This window comes from Fictibacillus sp. NRS-1165 (assembly GCF_050468105.1).
Lineage (GTDB): Bacteria > Bacillota > Bacilli > Bacillales > Fictibacillaceae > Fictibacillus_C > Fictibacillus_C terrinigri.
Map to the genome: position 1 here is coordinate 1 of NZ_JBDPNU010000057.1, position 3,112 is coordinate 3,112.

Genomic DNA, 3,112 nt, shown 5'->3' on the forward strand with positions numbered 1-3,112 from the left:
GTCGCCTCTCGCTCTAAAGTGTCCGCCTCCATTCATTTATCCATGGATGTGGGAATTGAAGAGTATCCCGTGGATCATCTTGATGATAGGAAAAAAGTAAACAAGTAAGAACATCAACTTTCTCAGAAGTTAAATGGACTAGCACAAGAGACGGTTAAAAAGATGCAAGAGGCAAATTCAGATGTTTTCTGTATCGGCCGCAGAGTGAACTCCTACTATTATAATGAATGGAAAGCCATGGAGTGGAAAAAGATTTATCCAAAGATTCCGATAGAAACTAAGGTAACCGTAAAGATTGTTTCTCAGGGACTTACAAATTAATACTTCCAGGTTAGGAGCGAAATGACGGAGCATCATCCGTCTTTTTTTGTTCCACCCCTTTTTTGGAAAACACTCAATTCTTTCCATTATTCCACTATCTTTAATGTTATAATTGCTAAATATTAACCTACATGAAAATTGTAAGGAAGTGATGACGGATGGAACGATGGAAGAGAAATATGTGGGTTTTATGGATCGGAGTTTTTTTCACTTCGGCCAGTTATACTATGGTTATCCCCTTTTTGCCTCTGTTTCTTCTACAGATCGGTGTTCACCAGCACACTGAAATTTGGGCTGGAGTATTATTCAGTGCAGCATTTTTGGCAGGTGCCATCTCCTCACCTTATTGGGGCATGTTAGCGGACAAATATGGAAGAAAGCCGATGATCATTAGAGCTGGTTTTTCTCTTTTTGTCATTTATACGCTTACCGCCTTTGTGAACAATCCCTATGAATTGCTGCTTCTGCGGATCATGCAGGGGCTTCTGACGGGATTCATTCCAGGAGCCATCGCTCTAATTGGTACGAATACACCAAAGAAGAATGTAGGTTATGCACTGGCCATGATATCAACAGCAACGGCTTCTGGCGGTATCATTGGACCTCTGCTCGGTGGCGGTATTTCCACGTTAGTCGGAAACCGCTGGTCGTTTGCCAGCGGAGGACTATTGGTGCTATTATCAACGATTCTCGTCATCTATATGGTAACTGAGGATAATTTCACCCCATGTACAACGAGAGGATCGGTCATTAATGATATACGTACAGCGAGAGCTAACCGCCCATTTATGTTGGTCCTGTTATTAACGATGGTGACTGTTTGCTCGCTAATGACCATTGAGCCTGTCCTGCCTTTATACATAAAAAAATTAGGCGGCTCTGTCGAGAATATTTCATTCCTGGCAGGTGTGATCTTTTCACTGCCTGGTATTGCAAGTATTTTATTTGGAGCGTTCTGGGGTAGATTAGCAGATAAAATCGGGTTCCGGACGATTTTGATTATTGGGTTATGCGGCGGCGGAATTGGCACGGTAGCACAGATTTTGTTTCACGATATATGGGGATTCTCCATCATACGATTTATTTTCGGCATCTTCTTCTGCGCGGTCTTCCCTGCATTAAATGGTCTGGTTGTTAAACTCACACCAGATGACTTTAGAGGCAGAGCCTTCGGACTCAATCAAACCGCTAATCAGATCGGAGGGATGCTCGGTCCCGTCCTGGGAGGTTTTATCGGTGGAATTTTCACGATCCATACTGTCTTTCTCATAACGGGAATCTTCCTCCTGATCGCTATGGCAATCGCTTGGAAGTCGAATTGGAAGAATACAAGTACTAAAAGGCACGAAAAATTCAGAAGCACCTCTACCTCGGTATAGGTGTAATAGGTTACAATTTTTTTAATCCTGCCCCTTCAGCTAGCTGGCCCTGTAACAGCAATACGCAAGTAAAAAAGACAGAGAAATACCTCTGTCTTTTTTTATTAAATATAAGGGCACGTGATACTATAATCCATCATTAAAAATGGCATTTGTCTATCCAACGTAGTTAATGCAACGTAGAAGAACTGTTTAAAAAAGGACAGCACTCGAAATTACAGATTTTTTATAACACCCATTTCCATGGTTTTTCATCAATATCTTGGGATTATAGATGTATTATTGAAGAAAGCACGTTCGTTTGAAGCTATGTAAATTTGCCAATTCATGAATTACATATAAAAGGAGAAGGGATAATAATTCCATAAGGGGGTGAACCATTTGAGACATCTTAGAGCATTATTAATAAAATTCATTGCAAGTTTTGCTATTTTGTACATTGTCTTAGGATTCGTAGATGATGTATCTTTTCGGGATATATTTACCATTTCTCTCGTTTTAACAGTAGTGGCTTACGCTTTGGGTGATTTAACAATATTGCCCAGGACAAATAATACGGTGGCAACTGTATCTGATTTTGTATTAGCTTTTGCTGTTATTTGGAGTATGAGTGAAACGATGACGTATCAAGAAAACACGTTTTTTAATTCCTTTATTGCCTCTTTAGGAATCGCAATTGTTGAATATTTTTACCATAAATATGTTTCTAGAGAGGTACTAAAAAACAGATCTGATGCTCCTAATAGAATGCAATTTCAGACAGAAGCATCAGAAGAAATCAGTCCACATACTCGACCAGAAAATAGAGACAAGGAATAATCGTTGTATAAGAAAAAGGCCGACATTCGAAGCGGGCCTTTTTCCTTCCCTTACCTGCTGTCCAGTTTTGGCAGATTTTTTAATACCCTCTTTTAAAATCCACCTTATTCTGAAGCACCCTGTTACCTTCGATTCTTTTAAGTGTTTCCACATAACAGGCTGCGCCCTCCTCAGGTGTGGTGACTGCTGAGATATGGGGGGTGATATGAACATCGGGATGATGCCAAAATGGGTGGTCTTCTGGCAGGGGCTCATGATTAAATACATCGAGCACAGCAAAACTGATTTGACCTTGATTTAAAGCCTGAATCAGCGCATGATCATCAACCGATGCACCTCTTCCTACGTTTATAAAACCTGCATCAGTTAAATGATGAAAGATTCGTCCATCAAAGAAATGGGCTGTTTGGTCCGTCAGGGGTAACGTATTAATGACATAATTCATTTCTTGTAACCGCGAGAAATGAGAAGCTACAGTCAAGACCTCTTTAAAATATTCTTTGTTCTTCCCTCTTAACGACACCCCATATACTTCCATCCCCAATCCTCAGAAAATCTTCGCAGCCGTTTGGCCGATCTCACCAGTTCCATAG

Annotated in this window: 3 protein-coding genes and 1 pseudogene; 3 read left to right on the top strand and 1 reads right to left on the bottom strand. The window is 40.6% G+C overall.

What is annotated here, in order from left to right; genetic code table 11:
- Nucleotides 1-120: 120 nt before the first annotated feature.
- The 3 genes and pseudogenes from ABHN01_RS21750 to ABHN01_RS21760 form a co-directional block, all read left to right on the top strand.
- Nucleotides 121-321: pseudogene (locus tag ABHN01_RS21750) on the top strand (Ger(x)C family spore germination C-terminal domain-containing protein); the annotation flags it as partial.
- 158 nt (nt 322-479) lie between these two features.
- Nucleotides 480-1,700 carry an MFS transporter gene (locus ABHN01_RS21755; RefSeq protein ID WP_429877259.1) on the top strand — a complete coding sequence of 407 codons (1,221 nt, stop codon included), beginning with the start codon at nt 480-482 and terminating at the stop codon, nt 1,698-1,700.
- 381 nt (nt 1,701-2,081) lie between these two features.
- A complete protein-coding gene (locus ABHN01_RS21760; protein ID WP_429877260.1) occupies nt 2,082-2,519 on the top strand; it encodes a YndM family protein in 438 nt (145 codons plus the stop codon).
- A 79-nt stretch (nt 2,520-2,598) separates the two neighbouring features.
- Here ABHN01_RS21760 and ABHN01_RS21765 read toward each other — a convergent pair whose 3' ends face one another.
- Nucleotides 2,599-3,057, bottom strand: coding sequence for an NAD(P)-dependent oxidoreductase (locus ABHN01_RS21765; protein ID WP_429877261.1), 459 nt, complete (start codon nt 3,055-3,057; stop codon nt 2,599-2,601).
- Nucleotides 3,058-3,112: the final 55 nt, after the last annotated feature.

Coding starts and splice junctions, on each gene's coding strand:
- ABHN01_RS21755 (WP_429877259.1), top strand. CDS start 480: ATGGAACGATGGAAGAGAAATATGTGGGTTTTATGGATCGGAGTTTTT.
- ABHN01_RS21765 (WP_429877261.1), bottom strand. CDS start 3,057: ATGGAAGTATATGGGGTGTCGTTAAGAGGGAAGAACAAAGAATATTTT.